Here is a 15,330-nt window from a genome sequence, read left to right as displayed (position 1 = left end):
GGGCGTTAGTGAGATCTGATTGAACCGACTCTGGCGGATGACGCTTGCGCTTATCCGCCCTACGTTTTTACGTCCGCTGACGCAGCCACGATTCAACCTGGCTGTAGTCGCCGCGAAACACAATATTTCCCGCTTTTTTACTGAGTTGATAGCGATACATCGGGTCGTAATACTCTTCAAGCAGCGGTGCAAGCCACGCCAGGTGCCCTTCCACGGAACCGGTTTTACGTTGTAATTCCAGTGCGTTATCAAGATATTTGCTGAACTGCGCGAAACGCTCCAGGCCCAAACGACGGCGGATGGCAAACAGCCCATGATGCAAATATTCACCGTAGTTTTGCCAGGCGGTTTCTTCATCGTGTACCAATAAAAACGCTTCGCTCATCTGCTCGAAATATTCAAATTTTAAGCGTTCCAGGCGCTGCTCAAACGGGTCTTCAATCACCACAATCGGTGAACGTAGCATTTGTTCTCTGAAGCATTCGGGAATATGGCGCGAGCCAATCATGCGGCCTTCATCTTCCACAACCCACGTCACTTCTGCATTGTCGCCTTTTTGAAGCAGCGTGACGGCGAGGTTATTTTCAAAGTTAGTTTGCGAGGGCTGTTCCACAATCGTGCGGCCAAATGACGAACCGCGATGATGCGCCAGGCCTTCAAGGTCAACGCCGGTGGGCAGCGAGCGAATCAAAATCGTTTTGCCGCCGCCGGTATTACCGCTGACCAGAATCATCGGCCATTGCGAGCGGGTTTCAATCACGTCCATGGCGTAATGGCGCAGCGCTTTATAACCGCCTTCGACCAGCGGATAGTCAACGCCCGCTTCGCGTAGCCACTGTTGCACCAGATGCGAACGCATTCCGCCGCGCGCGCAGCACAAATATCCCTGCGGATTCTGGCGGCAGGCTTCCAGCCACTTTTGCAAACGGGCTGCACGGATTTCACCCTGTACCAGACTGTGGCCCAACTCCACCGCCGCCTGTTGCCCGCGCTGCTTATAGCAAGTGCCAACGGCGACACGCTCGTCATCAGTCATCAGCGGTAAATTCAGCGCGGCAGGCATCGCCCCCTGGATGAATTCAACCGGAGCGCGCACGTCGATAAGCGGAGTACCGCTGCGCAGCAGATGTTCATAATCTTGAGTGTCAGGACGAGCGATTTGCATACAACAACCTTAAAGCGAGTGAGGCCGAATTGTGCGCTTTTGCATGCAAAAAAGAAAGGCAGGGGGGAGTTGGCATGAATGGCAGAGCGGGTGAGCAAGGGCATCACCCGCCGCTGTGATTAGAACTTGCTTTGCGCCCAGGCGATGCCGCTGGCGTATTCCGGCGGCAGCAACGGCACCAGTGCTTCAAGCGTTGCGCACAGTCTGCCGGTATCGCTGTCGTTCAGATTGAGATGGCCGACTTTGCGACCTTCGCGCACTTCTTTGTCGTACCAGTGCAAATGGACCAGCGGCAGTTTCAGCCAGTCGTCATTCACATCGGTGCCGATCAGGTTAATCATGACTGACGGTGAATTAACGACAGGTTGCGGCAACGGCAGATCAACAATCGCCCGCAGATGCAATTCAAACTGGCTAATGGATGCGCCATTTTGCGTCCAGTGCCCGCTGTTATGCACGCGTGGAGCCAGCTCATTAATCAGCAGCCCGGCGGGGGTGATAAAGCACTCCATCGCCATCACGCCGACGTAGTTCAGCTCATGCAAAATGGCTGAAAGCATGGCTTCCGCCTGCTGCTGTTGCTCAATGTTTGCCTGCGGGAAAACTACGCTGGTGCGCAGAATGCCGTCCTGATGCAGGTTATGCGTCAACGGGTAAAACACGGTGGTGCCGTCGTGGCCGCGTGCGCCCACTAACGAAACTTCACCTGAGAAGTTAATCCCTTGCTCGACGATGCACTCGCCGTAGCAATCATCCGGTAACTGGTCGGTTTCATGACTGCGTAAACGCCATTGCCCGCGCCCGTCGTAACCGCCAACGCGGCGTTTCACAATCGCCAGCTCGCCGAGATTCTGGAACACAGCCGCCCATTGATCACGGCTTGAGAGCAACTGCCACGGGGCGGTCGCTAGTTCGAGCTTATCGAACAGCTGCTTTTGCGTCAGGCGGTCGGCAATAATCGGGAACACATCGCGGTTCACAAACGCGTTATGACGCGCCAGTTCGCGGGTGAGGGCGGTTTCAGGCCAGCGCTCGATTTCTGCGGTAATCACACTTTGCGCAAATGGCACGGCTTCGGGTTCGGCATCTAAACCTACCGGATAAACCGCGATGCCCAGCGGCTCGCCCGCCTGGCGTAGCATTCTGCCTAGCTGGCCGTTACCCAGCACGCAGACGCGTTTCATGCTTCACCCCGTGGGTCCGGGTTTTCCAGCACTTCGTCGGTCTGGCTTTGACGCCACGCTTCAAGACGCTGATGTAGCGCTTTATCGTGGATCGCGAGGATTTGCGCCGCCAGCAGGGCCGCGTTCGCCGCACCCGCTTTGCCGATGGCCAGCGTGCCAACCGGAATACCGCGTGGCATTTGCACAATAGAATAGAGGCTGTCGACGCCGCTTAAAGCAGCGCTCTGAACAGGCACGCCCAACACGGGAACCAGGGTTTTTGCTGCAATCATGCCCGGTAAATGCGCCGCTCCGCCTGCACCGGCAATAATCACCTGCAAACCGTTGTCGCTAGCCTGTTCGGCAAAGCTGAAAAGTTTATCGGGGGTGCGGTGTGCGGAAACCACTTCGACGTGGTGCGGGACATCAAGGGCGGTGAGGATTTCTGCGGCAAACTGCATGGTAGCCCAGTCACTTTTGGAACCCATGACAATGGCGATACGCGCCGGGGTCTGGTTGGAGGACATGCGTCTCAAAACTCCTGTGGGTATGCAAACATCACCGAACGTGGCTCGGTCGGTCAGAAGGGCTCAGAGAATAGCATGAACATAGAGCAAGGAAAACGGTTGCGTGGTTAACAAGGCAGCAAAAAGGCGTGATTTTGTTTAAAACGGAAAGGGGATTAATTCTACGTCGTTTTCGGTGACTTTAATCATGGAACCTTGCGTATGCCATGCGCCAAGCACACAGCGGAATGCAGGTTTGCCATTTGCACAAAGAGAGTGGATTTCCGGGCGATGGGTGTGACCGTGAATCATCCATTGCACGTCGTTGCGCTCGAGGGCGTCGACAACCGCGTGTGAATTCACATCCATAATCGCCATCGATTTACTGCTATTGGAGGCTTTGCTGTCGGCACGCATTCTGGCGGCCACGCGTTTGCGAATAAACAACGGCAGGGCGAGGAACACCCATTGCAGCCACGGCTGGTGGACTTTTTTGCGAAACGCCTGATAACCGTGATCGTCGGTACACAGCGTGTCGCCGTGCAGCAGCAGTATTTTGCGGCCATACAGTTCGACCATTTTTTCTTCTGGCAGCAGCGTCATGCCGCTTAAACGGGCGAAGCGCTTGCCGAGCAGGAAATCGCGGTTGCCATGAATAAAGAAGCAGGGCACACCGGAATCAACCAGGTCTTTGATCGCTAGAGCGATTTGGCGGTGTAGCGGTTCCGGGTCGTCGTCACCAATCCAGGCTTCAAACAGATCGCCAAGGATATAAAGTGCGTCGGCTTCCCTGGCTGTACCCGCCAGAAAACGCAGAAAACCGGCGGTGATCGCCGGTTCTTCTGAACACAGATGTAAATCTGCGATAAAAAGCGTCATCGCCATCGGGCGAATTATTCGCTTACGGTTACGCTAGTGATAACCACGTCTTCTTTAGGAACGTCCTGGTGCATACCGCTGCGACCAGTGGACACGCCTTTGATTTTTTCTACTACGTCCATGCCTTCAACCACTTCGGCGAATACGCAGTAACCCCAACCTTGCATGCTTTCGCTGCTGAAGTTCAGGAAATCGTTGTCCGCTACGTTAATGAAGAACTGGGAACTTGCAGAATGTGGCGCCTGGGTACGAGCCATTGCCAGCGTACCTTTGGTGTTTTTCAGGCCGTTATTCGCTTCGTTCTGGATGGTATCTTTAGTGTCTTTCTGGTTCATGCCCGGTTCGAAACCGCCGCCCTGGATCATAAAGCCGTTGATCACACGGTGAAAAATGGTGTTGGCGTAGAAACCTTCGCGGCAATACTCGAGGAAGTTTTTGACAGTGATCGGCGCTTTATCATCAAAAGTTTTGATTACGATATCGCCGTGATTAGTATGAAAAGTAACCATGCTGTGCATCCTATATTTAGTCAGACAGTGTTCCGGCAGACGGTGCCGCCACACAAGGTGGTTGTTATAGCATAACTGCGTCCCGCCCGTCAGCATGCGATAACCTCGCAAAGCACACTGACTCTGGGTAAAATTATGGTTTAATATAGCCAATTGCACCGTTTCGACACACTTACATGGAATCCCCTGATGTTAAAAATCTTCAATACAATGAGTCGCCAAAAAGAGGAATTCAAACCTATTCATGCCGGAGAGGTTGGCATGTACGTGTGTGGTATCACCGTTTACGATTTGTGTCATATCGGACATGGTCGTACTTTTGTTGCCTTTGATGTGGTTGCGCGTTACCTGCGTTTTCTCGGCTATAAGCTGAAATACGTACGCAACATTACGGATATTGACGACAAAATTATCAAACGCGCCAATGAAAACGGCGAAGATTTTGTCGCGCTGGTCGATCGCATGGTCGCGGAAATGCACACCGATTTCGACGCGCTTAACATTCTGCGCCCGGACAGCGAGCCACGCGCCACCAAACATATTCCCGACATCATCGAAATTGTTGAACAGCTTATCGCGCGCAATCACGCCTATGTTGCCAGCAATGGCGACGTAATGTTCTCCGTGGAAACCGACGCGGATTACGGCAAGCTTTCGCGCCAGGATCTGGAGCAACTGCAAGCCGGTGCGCGTGTTGAAGTGGAAGCGAACGTTAAACGTAGCCCGATGGATTTCGTGCTGTGGAAAATGTCCAAACCGGGCGAGCCAAGCTGGCAGTCGCCGTGGGGCGAGGGCCGTCCTGGCTGGCACATTGAATGTTCGGCAATGAACTGCAAACAGCTCGGCAACCATTTTGATATTCACGGTGGCGGTTCTGACCTGATGTTCCCGCACCACGAAAACGAAATCGCGCAGTCAACGTGTGCGCACGGCGGCGAGTACGTTAACACCTGGATGCACTCCGGCATGGTGATGGTTGACCGCGAGAAAATGTCTAAATCGCTGGGCAACTTCTTTACCGTGCGTGATGTGCTGAAATATTACGATGCCGAAACCATTCGCTACTTCCTGATGTCCGGCCATTATCGTAGCCAGTTGAACTACAGCGAAGAGAACCTGAAACAGGCGCGTACTTCCCTTGAGCGTTTGTATACTTCGCTGCGCGGCACCGATTCAAGTGCACAACCTGCTGGTGGCGAAGCGTTTGAAGCCCGTTTCCGTGAAGCGATGGATGACGACTTCAACACGCCGGAAGCGTACTCCGCGCTGTTCGATATGGCGCGTGAAGTGAACCGCCTGAAAACGGAAGACCTGGCGGCGGCGAATGGCCTGGCAGCGGCGTTGCGTAAGCTTTCTGCGGTATTGGGCCTGCTTGAGCAAGATCCGGAAGCCTTCCTGCAAGGTGGTGCGCAGTCTGACGACGGTGAAGTGGCCGAAATCGAAGCGCTGATCAAACAACGTAACGATGCGCGTCAATCGAAAGACTGGGCGCTGGCGGATCAGGCTCGCGACCGTCTCAATGAGATGGGGATCGTGCTGGAAGATGGTGCGCAAGGAACAACCTGGCGTCGCAAATAAGCGTGATTTAATCAGTAATACCGAAAGCGGCTCAGGCCGCTTTTTTTATCAGCTATGATAATGGTGACAAGGATTAAACAAGGTTAATTCATGCCCACTGCAAATGACCAAAACATGGGTCAAATTTATCCTTCCCTTTACCCCCCTCGGCCCCTTGCTGAGATAGCGGTTTTGAGCCAGGCGCTTGCCTCCATTGGAACAGAACAAACTTTTCAACCGGGTACTGAAATTAATGCAATCCGGGACAATGAAAAATCGCTCTATTTATTCGCCGAGGGTTATTTCAGCGTTATCCGCAACATTGATGGATTAGTGCTTTCGTCGGTGCGAGGAGAACTGGTTTTTGGCATTGCGGAGTGTCTGCGGCCTCGCGGCGGTTGGTTTTTAAAGGTCGAAGAAACCTGTACGGCGCGCGTGGTGCCAGCCGATCAAGCGTTTGCGATTTTCACACAACAACAGCTTTGGGAACCGGTGGCGAGTTTGCTGTCCTGGTTTATCCAAATTTATTCATTGCGTGAAGAACATCTGGTTGGCGTCTCAGCGTATGTCATGGTGCGCAATAAATTAATTGAGCTTCACTCATTGGCTCCTGATTTGCGCTGCAATATTAACGTGGCGGATTTTATTCAAGAACGCACGCAATTGGCGCGCAGCACGATTATGGCGATTCTGGGAGAATTACGGCGCGGTGATTACGTTGAAATCAAGCGTGGGAAGTTGTTGGCGATTAAGCTTTTGCCGAAGGAATATTAATTCGTTCAATACGCGGAAAGCGTAATAAAGCCCCATAGACAGCGGTCAATGGGGCTTATGATTTTTATGCACCAAGCGGAGGTGTAAACGCAGTGAGCGTAAGCTCTGGCCCTGCGTATTTTTCTAATTTAACCAGTGAGGTATTCGCAGAACAGCCATTTGCCAGGCGTGAAGTGGGAATATCTTTGGTCAAAACGTTGGCCCCTCCGTTTTTACAGATCCCGGTTGTGGGGTCGAGATCCGGCCACGCGCCTTCATGAATACAGACAATACCAGGCTTGATCCCGTCCGTGACAACAACGCCCGCTAACACTTGTCCACGATCGTTCCAAACGCGTACTGTGTCGCCATTTTTAACCGCTCTTTTTGTGGCGTCATCCGGATGGATATAAACTGGTTCGCGGTTTGCGACGGCGCACTTAGTACGCAGTTCGGCATAGTTGAGTTGGCTATGTAAGCGGTGGGCAGGATGCGCGGTTAAAAGTTGCAGTTGATCCGCTTGAGCGTTACCCGCCCATTCATCTGGCTCAAGCCAGGTGGGATGCGCCGGGCAATCTTTATAGCCAAAACCTTCAATGGTTTTCGAATGGATTTCGATTTTGCCACTTGGCGTACCCAGCGGGTTCATTACCGGATCGTTGCGGAAATCGGCATAACGCACATAAGTTTCATTTTTCGGGTTTCTTTTCATCTCAATGAGTTTGTTTGCCTGCCAGAAAACGGAAAACTGCGGCATGTTGACTCGCTGGGCGCGTGCTCCCTTTTGAGCGGCGTCGTAAAACTCACGCAGCCAACCCATTTCATCTTTCCCTTCGGTATAAACCGCTTTTCCACCCGGTTTAAGCAGTTCGGCTAAATCGGCAAACACATCAAAATCATTTCGCGCTTCAAACTGAGGCTCAATAGCCTGCTTCATCGGCACCAGATGCTGGTTACTGTAATCCCCCGTCATTGTCAAATCGTTGCGTTCAAAGGAGGTGGTTATTGGCAGTACGATATCCGCGTGTTTGGCAGCGGCTGTCCAGTAGCATTCAGAAATGACCACCAGTTCAGGTTTTTGCCAGGCAGCAATCAGCCGGTTTGTGTCCTGATGGTGAGTGAAGTTACCGCCACCCGCCCACCAAATCATTTTGATATCGGGGAAGGTTTGCTCTTTGCCGTTGTGTTGGTATTTAACGCCGGGGTTTTCCAGGGCTTCGACGATTCGCGCCACGGGAATATTGGCGACGGCATCAGAGGTTGCCCAATCGTTACCCGCAGACGAACTCCCCGCAACTGTCGCTGAAATTGCCGTCAGCACGCCACCGCTACGCGTTGGATTGCCGCCGTTAGAATAGTGATAGGAGAAGCCGAAACCGCCGCCTTCGCTGCCAATTTGCCCAAGCATTGCCGCCAGTGTGACCAGCATCCAATGGCGTTGTTCGCCATATTGCTGGCGCTGGATACCCCATCCGGCCATCAGCATGGTTTTGTTTTTAGCGAAAATCTCGGCCAGTAAGGTGATTTGTTTGGCGGGAACGCCGCAAATTTTTTCCGCCCAGGCCGCGTTTTTCGGTGTTTTGTCCTCGTTACCCAGCAGGTAGGATTCAAACTCAGCGTAACCGGTGGTGTATTTTTCAATAAATGCTTTGTCGTGTAGATTGGCTTCGACCAGCGTGTGGGCAATCCCCATCATCAATGCGACATCGGTGCCGATATTCGGGGCAATCCACTGTGCTTTCTCGCCAAAGAAATCGATGGTTTCTGAGCGCATCGGGTCGATAGCAATCACGGTTTTTCCCGATGCTTTTAGCTGATTGAAGTATTCCAGCCCTTGTTCATCGGTGCTGCTCCAGGCGATTTTCAGCGTATTGAGCGGGTTCATGCCCCACAAAACCACGACCTGGCTGTTTTTTAGAATCATCGGCCAGACGGTTTGCTGTTCGTAAACTTCCACCGAGCCGACAACGTGCGGCAATATCACCTGCGCGGCACCCGTCGAATAGTCACCTGTGTGCCCGCAATAGCCGCCAGCCATGCTCATATAACGTTGCAGCAGAGTTTGCGCCTTATGCAGCACACCGCTGGAGCGCCAGCCGTAGGAACCGGCAAAAATAGACTCCGGGCCATAAGTGGTGCGAATGCGTGAATGTTGCCCGTTAATGAGTTTCAGGGCGTCATCCCAGGATACTCGTACAAACTCATCTTTGCCGCGTTTGCCGTCCACTTTCCCAGGTGCTGCCAGGTAGCTTTTGCGCACCATCGGATACTTGATTCGGCAAGGAGTATGAGCCTGATCCGGGCCGCTGCTTTGCAATGAATTCTCAATGGTTTTTGCCAGCGCTCCTTTTGAGGAAACTATCTTCCCGTCTTTCACTACAACTTCAATTGCCCCCCAGCGAGCAGCTGTTAGTACGGTTCCTGCTGGTGTTTCGGCCCATGCCGGAAGCGGAACGGCGGAGGTGACCATCATGGCGCCTGCCGTACTGCCCGCCGTTTTCAAAAAACTACGTCGCGTTAATGTCATTATTTTCTCCTTAAATGAACATGGTGTGACGTACCACTTACCGGGCTGCATCTTTCGCGTGGTACTGGAACCACCGCGTAAGAATGTCCAGATTTTCGTCACTAATATCCGTGCGCGCGCCCATCCCTTTTGCAATAGAAGGCCAGGCGTTGAGGGTGTAATGGTCTGCGGCAATAGGGGCGTGGCAGCCTGAGCAATACGCGGTATCGAGAGATTTTGCGTAGCGCCAAAGGGGTTCAGGATTTGCCAGCGCCGGTTGGGTGATTGGCCCCTCCAGGCTGACGTTGCGCCAACTGTTGCCGTAGCTGTCTTTTTGCCACTCGCCGAGTGGTTTAAGCGCTTGAATTCCTTCGGGCGTAAGAGAGGCGATTACCATTCTTTGGCCCGTCGCCAGGTAGATAACTTGCTCTGCACCTTGCATCTGACTACCGGTGATTTCCACTTGCTGGCCGCCCTCTATCTGGCGCAGAACTTTCATTTTCGTTGCGGTATAGACGGTGCCGGAAGTGCCGATCGGAGTGGGCGTTAAAGCAAAGCGTTGTTGTGCATCGGCAGGCGTTTTCTCGGCCTCAGCCGTTAAGGTATCCAGCGCTTTGCTGTCTACTGTGATTTCAGGCGGGAAGTGGGCGACGCCCTTGTGGCAATCAATACAGGTTTGGTTTTCTTTTACCGCCAAAGCATGCATTTTCTGCGCATCGTGGCTTTGTTTTTGCAGATCCATCGCATCCATCGAGTGGCATGAACGGCAGGTCGCAGAATCATTACTTTTCATCTGGTTCCACACGGTCTGCGCCATTTCAAGGCGATGGGCATCATATTCTTCAGGGGTATCAATTTTGCCGGTAACGAACTGGTGATAAACATCTTTGCTGGCACGCAATTTAGTGACCAGGTAATCCAGCCCGCCTTCCGGGATATGGCAGTCTTTGCATTCGGCACGGATCCCTTTTTGGTTCTGGAAGTGAACCGAGCCCTGGTACTCTTCATAGGGGGTTTGCATGGTATGACATGAAAGACAGAAACCTGTTTCTGAGGTCTGTTTTAAACCCCAGCCCACGAGTGTGGTTAAGCCGATCCCAATCACAATGCACACCACACAAATCAAAAAGATCCATTTCTTGTTCATTTCATTTCCAGTCAATTTTAAAAAATTAACACTTATTTATTGTGTGGATATTTAGAGGTAGGGCGGAGAGTGTCAACGGCAGTTGATTAAAAATGCGGCACGGCTCGGAAAAGAGTTTCTTTTGATAGATTGGGTGAATGTTTCGGTGTTTTTGTATTTGCTTATGAAATAAGAAAAGCGGCCGAAGCCGCTTTGGAATATGCAGGTAATACTTATTTTTTATTGTGCGATGGGACTACGAATCAAATAATCAAAGGCGCTCAGTGATGCTTTGGCCCCTTCGCCAGTGGCGATAATAATTTGTTTGTACGGCACGGTGGTGCAGTCGCCCGCCGCAAATACACCTTTCACTGTGGTTTCGCATTTCGCATCAATGATGATTTCACCCATGCGGTTGCGCTCAACGCTGCCTTCCAGCCAGTTGGTGTTCGGCAACAGGCCGATTTGCACGAAAATCCCCGCCAGTTCAATGTCATGCACTTTTTGAGTGACGCGGTCTTGATACTGTAATCCGGTGACTTTGCTGCCGTCGCCTTTCACTTCCAGCGTTTGCGCATTCAGAATAATGTCGACGTTTTTCAGGCTGCGCAGCTTATTCTGCAACACCTGGTCGGCCTTCATTTCTGGGGCAAATTCCAGCAGCGTAACGTGTTCCACAAGCCCTGCCAGATCGATAGCCGCTTCCACGCCGGAGTTCCCGCCGCCGATCACCGCCACGCGTTTGCCTTTAAACAGCGGGCCGTCGCAGTGCGGGCAGTAAGTCACACCTTTGGTGCGGTACTGTTCTTCGCCCGGCACGTTCATGTTGCGCCATTTTGCGCCAGTCGCAATGATGATGCTGCGTGCGCTCAGCGTTGCGCCGGAAGCAGTTTGAATCTGGTGTAGGCCGCCTTCGGTTTTCGCCGGGATCAGTTTGCTGGCACTTTGCGTGTCGATAACGTCAACATCGTAATCATCAACGTGCGCTTTCAGTGCGCCCGCCAGTTTCTGGCCTTCGGTTTTTGGCACTGAAATGTAGTTTTCGATATCCACGGTATCTAATACCTGGCCGCCAAAACGTTCGCCCATCAGGCCGGTGCGAATGCCTTTACGCGCGGAGTAAACCGCTGCCGCCGCACCCGCCGGGCCGCTGCCGACGATTAACACGTCGTAAGCTTCGCGTTTGTTCAGCGCTTCGGCGGCACGTTTTTCAGCGCCGGTATCAATTTTGCCGACGATTTCCGCCAGCGTCATGCGGCCCTGACCGAACTCTTTACCATTGAGGAACACCGCAGGCACGCCCATCACATTGCGTTCCTGAATCTCGTTCTGGTAAATGCCGCCGTCAATCGCCGTGTGGCTGATGCGCGGGTTCAGCACGCTCATCAGGTTCAGCGCCTGCACCACGTCCGGGCAGTTGTGGCAGGAGAGCGAGTAATAGGTTTCAAAATGGAAATCGCCGTCGATTTCACGAATCTGCTCAAGCAAATCCTGTGACTCTTTCGACGGATGTCCCCCGGTCTGGAGCAAAGCCAAAACCAGAGAAGTAAATTCATGGCCGAGTGGGGAACCCGCAAAGCGTGGGCCTTTATCGGAACCTGGGTTAGTTATCAAAAACGACGGTTTGCGCACCGGCAAGTCGTTATTAATGTTGAAAGAAACTTTGTCAGATAGTTCCGCGATCTCTGCCAGCAGTTCCTTTATCTCCGCTGATTTAGCACTGTCATCCAGCGTAGCAATCAACTCAACAGGTTTGGTTAATCTCTCAAGATAAGCCTTGAGCTGGGTTTTCATGTTGTTGTCGAGCATGGGTAAATCTCCCTGATGGCGAGAAAAATCGGCTGCATATGCAGCCGATAAATGAAAAGTAGTGCGGGTTAGTTAAATTTTACCAACCAGGTCTAAAGAGGGAGCCAGAGTCGCATCGCCTTCTTTCCATTTAGCCGGGCAAACTTCACCTGGGTGAGAAGCCACATACTGAGCCGCTTTCACTTTACGCAGCAGGTCAGATGCGTCACGGCCAATGCCTTCAGCGGTTACTTCGATGGCCTGAATGATGCCCTGCGGGTCAACGATAAAGGTGCCACGATCTGCCAGGCCCTGGTCTTCACGCATGTTTTCGAAGTTACGGGTCAGCGCGCCAGTTGGGTCGCCGATCATCGCGTATTTGATTTTGGCGATGGTGTCAGAGCTGCTGTGCCAGGCTTTGTGCGTGAAATGGGTGTCGGTGGAAACCGAGTAAATGTCCACGCCCAGTTTCTGGAATTCTTCGTAGTGGTCAGCAACGTCGCCCAGTTCGGTTGGGCATACAAAAGTAAAGTCAGCTGGATAGAAGAAGAAAACGCTCCAGCGGCCTTCTACGTCCTGCTCGGTAACTTCAATGAATTCACCGTTTTTAAAAGCGCTGTTTTTGAATGGTTTGATTTTTGTATTAATTAAAGACATCTGTACTTCCTCCGTTTTGCGATGGGAGAAAGGTAACGAATATTCGCTTTTGCTTCTAATGGGTAGGTTGTATCGAATCAAAAGGCATAACCTAACAACCTGAACGACAGGCAAAAAAAAGCCACCCCTAAGGGTGGCCGATGTTGCGCGTTACAATTCCACTTTAAAAAATCATAACAGCGGCGGGATTAAATCACCGATTCGTTCAGGGAATCAATGAGTCAATAGCGATAGCTGTGATAGTTAATGGCTATTAATTGATTGGTGAAAAAGCCGACAATTCCGAAATGCAGCACACTTTCATGTCATGGAAATTGCAGGAGTGTGACAACAACGCTAGATTTAGCCCACAGATGTTACCGAGCACAGCTTTGCGCCACTGAGCGCGTTTATTTCGAGGGTCAGGCGTTGTTGGAAATGCTTTCAATTGTGTTGTTTGTCGCAGCTATTGCCGTATACGCCGTTAAAGCTGGCCGTAATATCTGGTGGTTTAGCGCCATTCTTCTTATTTTGGGTTTGTATATCGTCCTTAACGTGACTTTTGTCGTCAGCGACTACTTCACCGGGGAAGGGATTAACGATGCCGTACTTTACACCCTGACCAGCAGCCTGACCGGAGCCGGAATTGGCAAATACATCCTGCCGGGCGTTGGCGTGTTTGTCGCGCTGGTGGTGGTATTCGGCGGTTTGACCTGGATTCTACGCCGTCGTAAAGGCTATCCGCATCATTTCGGTTACAGCCTGCTGGCACTGGTTTTAGCGCTGGCTTCTGTGGATGCATCACCGGCTTTTCGCCAGGTGACTGAACTGGTGAAATCACAAACCCGTTCAGGCAATTCAGATTTTGATGTTTATTACAAAGTCCCTCAGGGGAATATTAAAAACCCAAAACTAAATCTCGTTTATATTTATGGCGAAAGTCTCGAGCGCACTTATTTACAGCCCGAATTTTTCCCTGATTTAGCACCGGAATTAACAGGGCTAAAAAATAAAGGAATAGATTTCAGCCATACCGTGCAATTACCCGGCACCGATTACACCATTGCCGGAATGGTCGCTTCACAATGTGGTATTCCCTTATTTGCGCCATTCGAAGGAAACTCATCGGCTTCAATGTCGAGCTTCTTCCCGAAGAATATTTGCCTCGGCGATATCCTGAAAGCCTCTGGCTACGAAAACTATTTTATGCAGGGCGCAGATTTACGCTTTGCAGGCAAAGACATCTTTTTGCAATCCCACGGCTTTGACCATATGTACGGTGCGGAAGAGCTGAAAACCCTGGTTGCCGACCCTAAGTACCGCAATAACTGGGGCTTCTACGACGACACCGTTCTCGACGAAGTGTATGAAAAATATATCGAACTGTCGAAAACCAATAAACGTTTCTCGCTGTTTACCCTGACGGTAGATACCCATCACCCGGATGGTTTTATCTCGAAAACCTGTAAACGTCGTAGCTATAAATTTGATGGCAAAGAAAACCAATCATTTAGCGCCGTGGCCTGTAGCCAGGAACACGTTGCTGCGTTAATAGAAAAAATTAAAGCCTCACCGTATTTTAAAAATACCGTGATTGTAGTGAGTTCTGACCATCTGGCCATGAACAATACCGCCTATAAATATCTCAATCAGCATGAGCGTAATAACCTGTTCTTTATTATCCGTGGCGATAAACCGCAGGCGGATTTAGTGCCGGTAAAACGCAGCACCCTGGATAACGGGGCGACGGTGCTGGATGTTTTGGGGGGTGAAAATTACCTGGGTCTGGGGCGCAGTAGTTTATCCGGGCAGTCAATTGCATCCGTATTCCTCAACGTCAAAGAAAAAGTGATGGAGTGGAAACCGGACGTTATCGACCTGTGGAACTTCCCGAAAACCATCACTCAATATGAAATTGACCAGAAGAAAAACACCTTCAGCTACTCTGGCGCGCATTTCAAAATGCCATTGCTGCTGCGCATTCTGGATAAAAAAATCGAGCCGCTGCCGGAAAGCGAATACTCCGCACCGCTGCGTTATCAACTGGCTGATTTTAAAGAAAACGATAAGTTCATCTGGGTGGATCGTTGCTTCAAAATGGCGCGTTTGTGGCAGTCAAAACTGGCACTTTCCACCGGCTTATGCGTGGCGCAAGGGCAAATGGGCGGCCAGCCGACCGTGCGTTTAATTGAACAGCCGCAAGAGCAACACTTGGTGGAGTTCGCGAAACAGGACATCGACAAAGCGCGTTTTAAACAGAACGTGGCGCTGCTGAAAGTGGATGAAAATGCCATTCGCTACCAGGCCGATAGCTTTATTTTCAACGTGCCGGGTGCGCCAGATAACGTCAAAGAGTTTAGCGGGATTTCACGCCCGGAAGACTGGGGCCGCTGGTCGAATGCTAATCTGGCACCGGGAGTGAAAATTGAATACGCCGAGCCTCTGCCAGAGAAGTTTGATCTGGTGATCACCGCCAAAGCCTTTGGCCCAAATATCGGCCAGCCGGTGCCGGTGAAAGTGGGAAGCCAGCAGCAAACGCTGACGCTTGGCGAAGAGTTAACGACCACCACGCTGCATTTTGATAACCCGGAACGCAGCAACATGCTGGAAATCATTCCGCCGCAGCCGCAGTTATCGAATGAAGGCAATATTCTTGGCCATGAACCGCGCAAATTGGGGATTGGGATGGAAGACATTAAGGTCGTTCCGGCAACGTAATTGTCGGATGACGCTAACGCTTAT

12 protein-coding genes are annotated in these 15,330 nt (G+C 51.6%); 3 read left to right on the top strand and 9 right to left on the bottom strand.

Translation table 11 applies throughout. The features are described 5' to 3' along the window. Window positions 1–67 precede the first annotated feature (67 nt). From mnmH to ppiB, 5 genes are all read right to left on the bottom strand, one after another. Window positions 68–1,165, bottom strand: coding sequence for a tRNA 2-selenouridine(34) synthase MnmH (mnmH, locus tag D6029_RS06285; RefSeq protein WP_120063938.1), 1,098 nt, complete (start codon window positions 1,163–1,165; stop codon window positions 68–70). A gap of 119 nt (window positions 1,166–1,284) precedes the next feature. Then, window positions 1,285–2,349, bottom strand: coding sequence for a 5-(carboxyamino)imidazole ribonucleotide synthase (gene purK / locus D6029_RS06280; protein WP_120063937.1), 1,065 nt, complete (start codon window positions 2,347–2,349; stop codon window positions 1,285–1,287). Beyond that, window positions 2,346–2,855, bottom strand: coding sequence for a 5-(carboxyamino)imidazole ribonucleotide mutase (gene purE / locus D6029_RS06275; RefSeq protein ID WP_120063936.1), 510 nt, complete (start codon window positions 2,853–2,855; stop codon window positions 2,346–2,348). The genes purK and purE overlap by 4 nt, the downstream gene beginning before the upstream one ends. Before the next feature lie 138 nt (window positions 2,856–2,993). Then, window positions 2,994–3,713, bottom strand: coding sequence for a UDP-2,3-diacylglucosamine diphosphatase (gene lpxH / locus D6029_RS06270; RefSeq protein WP_208642669.1), 720 nt, complete (start codon window positions 3,711–3,713; stop codon window positions 2,994–2,996). Between the two features lie 14 nt (window positions 3,714–3,727). Continuing rightward, on the bottom strand, window positions 3,728–4,222 hold the full coding sequence (ppiB, locus tag D6029_RS06265) for a peptidylprolyl isomerase B (protein WP_120063985.1): 495 nt from the start codon (window positions 4,220–4,222) through the stop codon (window positions 3,728–3,730). A 189-nt stretch (window positions 4,223–4,411) separates the two neighbouring features. On the opposite strand from ppiB, the gene cysS reads away from it, so the two are divergent. Together cysS and D6029_RS06255 are read left to right on the top strand one after the other, a co-directional pair. After that, window positions 4,412–5,800 carry a cysteine--tRNA ligase gene (cysS, locus tag D6029_RS06260; protein WP_120063934.1) on the top strand — a complete coding sequence of 463 codons (1,389 nt, stop codon included), beginning with the start codon at window positions 4,412–4,414 and terminating at the stop codon, window positions 5,798–5,800. A 171-nt stretch (window positions 5,801–5,971) separates the two neighbouring features. Further along, window positions 5,972–6,553 (top strand): helix-turn-helix domain-containing protein, encoded by a 582-nt coding sequence (locus D6029_RS06255; RefSeq protein ID WP_167455976.1) that lies wholly within the window; start codon window positions 5,972–5,974, stop codon window positions 6,551–6,553. A gap of 64 nt (window positions 6,554–6,617) precedes the next feature. On the opposite strand, the gene D6029_RS06250 is transcribed toward D6029_RS06255, so the two are convergent. The 4 genes from D6029_RS06250 to ahpC all read right to left on the bottom strand — a co-directional run bounded on the left by D6029_RS06250 (window position 6,618) and on the right by ahpC (window position 12,609). Then, on the bottom strand, window positions 6,618–9,059 hold the full coding sequence (locus tag D6029_RS06250; RefSeq protein WP_120063932.1) for a trimethylamine-N-oxide reductase 2: 2,442 nt from the start codon (window positions 9,057–9,059) through the stop codon (window positions 6,618–6,620). A gap of 37 nt (window positions 9,060–9,096) precedes the next feature. Further along, window positions 9,097–10,185 carry a NapC/NirT family cytochrome c gene (locus tag D6029_RS06245; protein WP_120063931.1) on the bottom strand — a complete coding sequence of 363 codons (1,089 nt, stop codon included), beginning with the start codon at window positions 10,183–10,185 and terminating at the stop codon, window positions 9,097–9,099. A gap of 219 nt (window positions 10,186–10,404) precedes the next feature. Further along, complete coding sequence (ahpF, locus tag D6029_RS06240; protein WP_120063930.1) at window positions 10,405–11,973, bottom strand: alkyl hydroperoxide reductase subunit F; 1,569 nt, start codon at window positions 11,971–11,973, stop codon at window positions 10,405–10,407. A 72-nt stretch (window positions 11,974–12,045) separates the two neighbouring features. Then, complete coding sequence (gene ahpC, locus D6029_RS06235) at window positions 12,046–12,609, bottom strand: alkyl hydroperoxide reductase subunit C (protein ID WP_120063929.1); 564 nt, start codon at window positions 12,607–12,609, stop codon at window positions 12,046–12,048. 417 nt (window positions 12,610–13,026) lie between these two features. On the opposite strand from ahpC, the gene opgB reads away from it, so the two are divergent. Further along, complete coding sequence (opgB, locus tag D6029_RS06230; RefSeq protein WP_120063928.1) at window positions 13,027–15,306, top strand: phosphatidylglycerol--membrane-oligosaccharide glycerophosphotransferase; 2,280 nt, start codon at window positions 13,027–13,029, stop codon at window positions 15,304–15,306. Window positions 15,307–15,330: the final 24 nt, after the last annotated feature.

This window comes from Buttiauxella izardii, from assembly GCF_003601925.1.
Lineage (GTDB): Bacteria > Pseudomonadota > Gammaproteobacteria > Enterobacterales > Enterobacteriaceae > Buttiauxella > Buttiauxella izardii.
Note: the sequence above shows the minus strand (reverse complement) of the source record. Positions and strands in the feature narration are given on the sequence as shown.

Coding starts and splice junctions, on each gene's coding strand:
- mnmH (WP_120063938.1), bottom strand. CDS start 1,165: ATGCAAATCGCTCGTCCTGACACTCAAGATTATGAACATCTGCTGCGC.
- purK (WP_120063937.1), bottom strand. CDS start 2,349: ATGAAACGCGTCTGCGTGCTGGGTAACGGCCAGCTAGGCAGAATGCTA.
- purE (WP_120063936.1), bottom strand. CDS start 2,855: ATGTCCTCCAACCAGACCCCGGCGCGTATCGCCATTGTCATGGGTTCC.
- lpxH (WP_208642669.1), bottom strand. CDS start 3,713: ATGACGCTTTTTATCGCAGATTTACATCTGTGTTCAGAAGAACCGGCG.
- ppiB (WP_120063985.1), bottom strand. CDS start 4,222: ATGGTTACTTTTCATACTAATCACGGCGATATCGTAATCAAAACTTTT.
- cysS (WP_120063934.1), top strand. CDS start 4,412: ATGTTAAAAATCTTCAATACAATGAGTCGCCAAAAAGAGGAATTCAAA.
- D6029_RS06250 (WP_120063932.1), bottom strand. CDS start 9,059: ATGACATTAACGCGACGTAGTTTTTTGAAAACGGCGGGCAGTACGGCA.
- D6029_RS06245 (WP_120063931.1), bottom strand. CDS start 10,185: ATGAACAAGAAATGGATCTTTTTGATTTGTGTGGTGTGCATTGTGATT.
- ahpF (WP_120063930.1), bottom strand. CDS start 11,973: ATGCTCGACAACAACATGAAAACCCAGCTCAAGGCTTATCTTGAGAGA.
- ahpC (WP_120063929.1), bottom strand. CDS start 12,609: ATGTCTTTAATTAATACAAAAATCAAACCATTCAAAAACAGCGCTTTT.
- opgB (WP_120063928.1), top strand. CDS start 13,027: ATGCTTTCAATTGTGTTGTTTGTCGCAGCTATTGCCGTATACGCCGTT.